This window comes from Streptomyces sp. NPDC005492, assembly GCF_040605995.1.
Classification (GTDB): Bacteria; Actinomycetota; Actinomycetes; order Streptomycetales; family Streptomycetaceae; genus Streptomyces.
Map to the genome: position 1 here is coordinate 1 of NZ_JBEXDX010000105.1, position 6,022 is coordinate 6,022.

Consider the following 6,022-nt stretch of genomic DNA (forward strand, 5'->3'; position numbering starts at 1 on the left):
GCACGTTCCGCTATGACAGGGGCCATTTGGCGATCACCTCCGCGGCGAGCGCGGGCAGATCAGGCCAGGACCGGGGGTCCTCGCCGTGCGTGCCCAGGATCGCGGACAGCCAGCGTTCCAGCCCGAAGGCGACGCACGCCGAATGCGCGTCCTGCCCCGCCCTGGTGATGCCGAACGCCTCGCCGAAGTGCTCGTGATGCAGGTTCACCGACGCGATGGCCAGGTCCCCGTACGTCGCCTCGCGCTTGACGGGGCTCAGCTTCTGCAGCAGGAAGGCCGGGTTCTGCTCCGGTTCGAAGAACGGGTCGGTCGCGTGCTCCCACTCGACGTCCAGGCCGGCCAGTTCGAACAGCCGCGTCACCCCGTCGGTGGTCCGCCGCGCGAACTGCGCCGTCTCCTCGGCGTTACCCAGGCAGACGATCTCCCGCATGGTGAACGACCACTGGCGGCGTAGCGGCACATAGGCCTTCTCACGCCGGTAGCAGGTGTTCACCGTGGTCAGATACAGCGGCTCGGTGAGGGCCTCGCCCTCGTGCGCCGGATAGAGGTGGTAGCACGCGGCCGGGGTGAGGATCTCGGTGGCCGGTCCGAGGAAGGGGCCGGGGTCCTGGTCCGGGTCCTTGGCGAACTCACCGATGGCCGCGGGGTCGAACCCGACCGCGAAGGTGGCCTGGTGCGGGAACGACCGCAGATAACCGGTCCTGCGCAGCACATCGGCCGGAAGCGTGGACGGATGACGCTCGGCCCCGGCCCCCCAGACGCCCGCCAGCTGGACGAACGCCGCGTCCGCGTCCTGGACCAGCCGCAGCAGGTCGCCGGAGAGCGACGCCTGTCCGGAGTCGTGCCAGCGCATCACGACCGCGTCCCGAAGCGGGTGGCGAGGGTGTCGATGTCGCGGAAGTCCGTCGGCCGCAGGTCCTCGACGTCGATGGGCGTACCCCGAAGGCGCTCCATCAGCAGCAGGAGCTCCGGGATGTGCACGGACCGCAGGGTACGGTCGGCGAAGATCGGGCTGTGGTCGGTGACCTGGACACCTGACTTCTCGTTGACCCACGCGCGCAGTTCGGCGCGGAAATCCGGCTCAGAAAGCATCGACGGGCTCCTCGGGAAGGATCTTCTCGCTGGCGAGGAAGCCCAGGCACTTGGCGGTGACCGTGCGGCGGTGTTCCCGCTGCGTCGGCGACTGCCAGGCGGTCTCGGCTGCTTCCCAGGGCTCGGCCAGGCCGGCGTCCGCGTAGACGTCGGGGTTGTAGTACTCCCGCCAGCTGCTGGTGATGAACGCCGCGAGGTACCCGCGCACGTCCTCGACCGTCTGCGCGTCCCACTCCTGCGTCCGCCACAGCTCGGTGACCAGCTGCCGCCCGAAGACCAGGTGCCTGGCCTCCTCCACGTGGTGGTTGCGGTTGATGTACCTGGCCACCGGGTGCAGCCGCTCGTCGCGGGCCTGGAGCCAGTTGTAGTGGTCCACGATCTCCTCGAAGATCATGGTCTTGGCGAAGAAGAGGAAGTCGCCGACGTCCCGCGGCACCTCCTCCTCGTTCACGGAGAACTGGCGGCTGCGGTACACGCGGGCGTACCTGGTGCAGAACCCGCCGAAGAAGATGCTGTGCTTGTTCTCCTCGTCGAGGAAGTGGTGCAGGTAGTCCGCCACCTGGATCATTTCCTTGCGGTACAGCCGCTCGGCGAGGCCGGCCATCAGGCCCTTCTCGCCGTGGATGTTGAGGCTGTAGAAGTTCACCGCCTCGTAGAACGCGAGCCGCTTGCGGCCCGCCTCGGGCATCGCGTCCCACTCCCGGGTGCCGACCAGGCTGAGGAGTTCGGGGGAGGAGAACCAGTCGACGTCGGGGTCGACGGTCTCCGGCCAGTCCAGGGCGGTGTAGGGGTTCTGGTACGAGTGCTGGGACACCTCGCTGAGCCGCCGGGCGACCGCCGCCACAGAATCCGCGAGGCTCATGTCCCGACTCCCGCGCGCCCATGCAGCCAATCACTCATGTCGCCTCCAGAGACGGAAATAGCAGCAGCGTCGCGGATTTGTTTCCGGTTAAACGTCAGGTGCGACCTGAACGAATCGATATCGAGGGGTTCCAACATCGAGCTCCCGTCTTCATTCCAGGTCTGCCGCCTGGATCCGCGAATTGTCGGGCCGGAATCATCGACAGGGGCGATCGTAGGCCGGGGGACTCAGGCAAATCCCTAGTCACTATCGCGACCGTGTCGTGCAGGATGGGGCGCATGTCGATACTTGGGTGGCTGAGCGAGCCGTCTCCCGGCCGCGGCGTGTGGTTCGCCGGGGAGCGGGACGGCTGGGAGCGGGTGGAGTACGCGGAGCTTGCCGAGGACGCCCGCGCGGTCGCGGCCGACCTGGCCGCTCGGGGCGTGGGCCGCGGGGATGTCGTGGCGATAGCCCTGCCGGGCAGTCGCGACGGACTGGCCGCGCTGTTCGGAGCCTGGGCGGCGGGCTGCTGCACGACGATGCTCCCGGTCCCGGGGTACGGGGCGGGCGCGGAGTACACCGCGCACACCGCCGCGATCCTCGAACAGGCACGCCCGGCCGTGACGTTCGCCGACGCCGAGTCGGCCCCACTGCTGGAGGGCGTGACGGAGGTCAGCGAGGTACGGCGCGACGGGGGCGGCACGGGAACCGTGCGGGAACCGGGCCGGATCGCGGTGCTGCAGTTCACCTCGGGCACCACCCGCAGCCCGCGGGCCATCCAGGTCACCTGGGACAACATGGTCGCGAACTTCGCCGTCCTCTACCGCTGGATGGAGTGGAAGGACGGCGACGGGATGGCTTCCTGGCTGCCGTTCAACCACGACATGGGCCTGCTGGCCTGCGTGATGACGGCCGCGCGGCAGGGCGACCTGTGGCTCATGCGGCCCGACCAGTTCATCCGCGGGCCCGAGCGCTGGCTGTCGTCCCTGGGCCCCGGCAAGGCCGCCCACGCCGGGGCGCCGTCGTTCGGCTTCGGCTACGTCGCACGCCGGGTCCGGCCCGAGCAGTGGGCGGAACTCGACCTCTCCGGGTGGCGGACGGCGATCGTCGGCGGGGAGGTGCCCGACCCCGGCGCGCTGCGCGCCTTCGCGGCGGCGGCGGCCCCGTCCGGGTTCGACCCCGCTGTGATCCACCCCGCGTACGGGCTGGCGGAGAACACCTCCGCGGTCACCGCCGGGGCGGTGGGCCGCCCCGGGCGGGTGGTGCGGCCGGACTGGGACAAGATGCAGTTCGGCGAGCCGGTCCGGATCCTGGAGACCGGCCGTCTGCTGCCGCCGCCCGGCGACTTGGCCCCCGACGCCGCCGACGGCGCCGGATGGCTGGCCGGACAGGGCCGGCCGCTGCCCGTCGACGAGGTCGAGGTCGAGATCGCCGACGCCGAAGGGGCACCGCTGCCCGAGGGCTCGCTCGGCGAGATCGTGATCACCGGCCGGTCGGTCGCCGACGGCTATGTCGGCGACGAGCCCTTCGGCGGGCTGCTGCGCACCGGCGACGCCGGCTTCGTGCACGACGGCGACCTGTACGTCCTGGGCCGGATGGGCGACAGCCTGAAGGTCCGGGCCCGCACCGTGTACGTGGAGGACCTGGAGCTGAAGGCCCGCGAAGCCGCCGGACTCAACCGGCTGGCCGTGGTCAGCATGAGCGACGGCGGCCGACCCGGCATCGCAGTCTTCGCCGAGTCGGAGCCGGGCCCCTGGGCCGACAAGGTCACCCAGGCCCTGCGTACCGAACTCGGCCCCGACCCCGAGATCGCCGTCATCGCCGGCGAGCGCGGCCTGATCCGCCGCACGTCCAGCGGCAAGCCCCAGCGGCGCGCGATGTGGCAGCTGTGGTCGGCCGGGAAGCTCCCCGGCACCCGGCTCATTTGACACCACCGGGTACCGGCGCACGGCGGTCGGCCCGGCGGGAAAAACGGAATGCGTCTTTCGGCGTGACACAGTCCCGAAAGTGACTAGGGATTTGCCTGAACCGCCGGACCTATGCTCATTCCATCGATGATTCCGACCACACAATTCGCGGAGCCAGACAACGGCCCGGCGCGAAGACGGGAGCTCGGTGTTGGAATCCCTCTACATCGATTCGTTCAAGTACGCGCTAGGTGAACGTAAAAGCCACGTCAACGATTCCGCGGCGGCGGGCAGGCTTTTCTCCTCCGCCGAGGACATGAAAGCGGCCGGATTCCGCTGGCACTACATGTGTGAGCCCGGAACCTCGGCCTACGACCTGGCATGCGCCGCCGTCCGCCCCATGGCGGACAGGGCGGCCGGCGCCGACGCCATCGTGTATGCCACCTGTCTGCCGCTCAACGGCAACCTGGGCAGCGACGAGGAATGGCGCACCACCCGGGACGTCAAGCATCTGATGGACTTCCCGGTGAGCAGGCTCCAGGCCGACTTCAAGCTGGACGGCGCGATCGCCATCGGCCTCAACCAGCAGGCCTGCACCTCGATGCTCGGCTCGTTGCGGATCGCGGGCGCCCTGCTCGGCAGCGAGCCTTCGTGGCAGCGCGTGCTGTGCGTGAGCGCCGACCGGTTCCCCGAGAACGCGGTCTACGAGCAGGCGTACAACGTGATCTCCGACGGGGCCGCCGCCTGCGTCGTCACCAGGGAACCGAGCGAGGGATCGTTCCGGCTCGTGGCCAGTCACCAGATCACCAACGGCGGCCTGGGCATGGCGAGCGACGACGAGACCGTGGGCAGCTACTTCAGCTACATGCACCGGCTGATCGCCCAGACCCTCGAACGGGCTCAGCTGAAAGCCGCCGACCTGGACTGGGTGGTCACCCAGAACACCAACGACGTGGCCTGGACGGTCCTCGCCCACCTCTTCAAGATCGACACCGAGAAGGTGGTCAGTGTCACGCTGCCCGACGCCGGGCACGTGATCTCCGCCGACAACGTGCTGAACCTCGCGGCGCTCGTCGAGTCCGGGCGCGTCAAGTCCGGCGACAAGCTCCTGCTGACGATGGCCGGCTTCGGCCTCAACTGGCAGGCCACCATCCTGGAGGCGGTGTGAGCCACTCATGACCGTTCTCGTGACAGGAGCCGCGGGCTACGTGGGCGGCCTGACCGTCAAAGCACTGCGTGAGCACGGTGGCTACGGCGACGTGCTCGCCTTGGGCCGCGCCGAGGCGGACCTCACCGTCCCCGGTGCCCTGGACACGGTCCCGACCGCCGGCATCACCCACATCGTGCACGCCGCCGCCGTGACCAAGTTCGCCGTCGACCGGGCCACCGCGCAGGCGGTCAACATCGGCGGCACCGAACAGGTCGTAGAACTGGCCAAGCGCTGCCCGGACCTGGAGCGCGTCGTCCTGCTCTCGACCCTGTACACCGCGGGGCTCGCGACCGGCGACATCGCCGAGGAACCCGCCGGCGCCGTCGAGGAACCCCGCACCGACGCCGACGACCCGCCGGGCGTCGTCCGCTTCGCCAACTACTACGAGTGGTCCAAGCACGCGGCCGAGCGCATGGTCCTCGACAGCGGGCTGCCCGCCACCATCGCACGGGTGCCCACGATCATCGCCGACGACGACAGCGGGCACGTCAGCCAGTACAACGCGGTGCACAACACGCTCAAACTGCTCTACTACGGCCTGCTGTCGCTGATGCCCGGCCTCGCCGACGTCCCGGTCTCCCTGGGCACCGGGGACTTCACCGTCAACGCGACCATGGCACTGCTCGCCGCCGAACCCGGCATCTACCACGTGTGCCCCGACCTCGACCAGACCCCGAGGCTCGGCCGGATCGTCGACCTGATGTTCACGGCGTTCGAGCAGGACACCAGTTTCCTCAGGCGCCAGATCCTGCGCCCGCTGCTCGTCGACGAGGCCGCCTTCGCCAACCTGCTGAACGGCCTCCGCACCCTCCCGCACGGCCCGGTGCTCGACGCACTGGAGTCCGTGTCGCCGTTCTCCGCACAGCTCTTCCGGCCGAAGGTCTTCGGCAACGCACGACTGCACAAGGCCTGGCCGGGCTATCGCGCGCCGGACCCGGACGCGCTGGTGTCGCAGACCGCGGAATACCTGGT

Annotated in this window: 6 protein-coding genes; 3 read left to right on the top strand and 3 right to left on the bottom strand. The window is 69.6% G+C overall.

Annotation, left to right across the window (positions count from 1 at the left end; genetic code table 11):
• Positions 1–10: 10 nt before the first annotated feature.
• Genes ABZT04_RS45770 through ABZT04_RS45780 form a run of 3 tightly spaced genes read right to left on the bottom strand, consistent with a single transcriptional unit; the run spans position 11 to position 1,954 of the window.
• On the bottom strand, positions 11–853 hold the full coding sequence (locus tag ABZT04_RS45770; RefSeq protein ID WP_356066619.1) for an aminoacyl--tRNA ligase-related protein: 843 nt from the start codon (positions 851–853) through the stop codon (positions 11–13).
• Entirely contained in the window at positions 853–1,092 is a 240-nt protein-coding gene (locus ABZT04_RS45775) for a hypothetical protein (RefSeq protein ID WP_356066622.1), read from the bottom strand. The genes ABZT04_RS45770 and ABZT04_RS45775 overlap by 1 nt, the downstream gene beginning before the upstream one ends.
• A complete protein-coding gene (locus tag ABZT04_RS45780; RefSeq protein WP_356066625.1) occupies positions 1,082–1,954 on the bottom strand; it encodes a diiron oxygenase in 873 nt (290 codons plus the stop codon). Before ABZT04_RS45780 ends, ABZT04_RS45775 begins: the two co-directional genes overlap by 11 nt.
• A 278-nt stretch (positions 1,955–2,232) precedes the next feature.
• Between ABZT04_RS45780 and ABZT04_RS45785 the strand changes: the two genes are divergently transcribed.
• The 3 genes from ABZT04_RS45785 to ABZT04_RS45795 form a co-directional block, all read left to right on the top strand.
• Positions 2,233–3,861, top strand: a complete 1,629-nt coding sequence (locus tag ABZT04_RS45785; RefSeq protein ID WP_356066628.1) for an AMP-binding protein — start codon at positions 2,233–2,235, stop codon at positions 3,859–3,861.
• Between the two features lie 190 nt (positions 3,862–4,051).
• Positions 4,052–5,008, top strand: a complete 957-nt coding sequence (locus ABZT04_RS45790; protein WP_356066631.1) for a 3-oxoacyl-[acyl-carrier-protein] synthase III C-terminal domain-containing protein — start codon at positions 4,052–4,054, stop codon at positions 5,006–5,008.
• Positions 5,009–5,015: 7 nt separating this feature from the next.
• Positions 5,016–6,022 (top strand): SDR family oxidoreductase (locus ABZT04_RS45795; protein WP_356066634.1); only part of this gene is annotated, 1,007 nt, incomplete at its 3' end.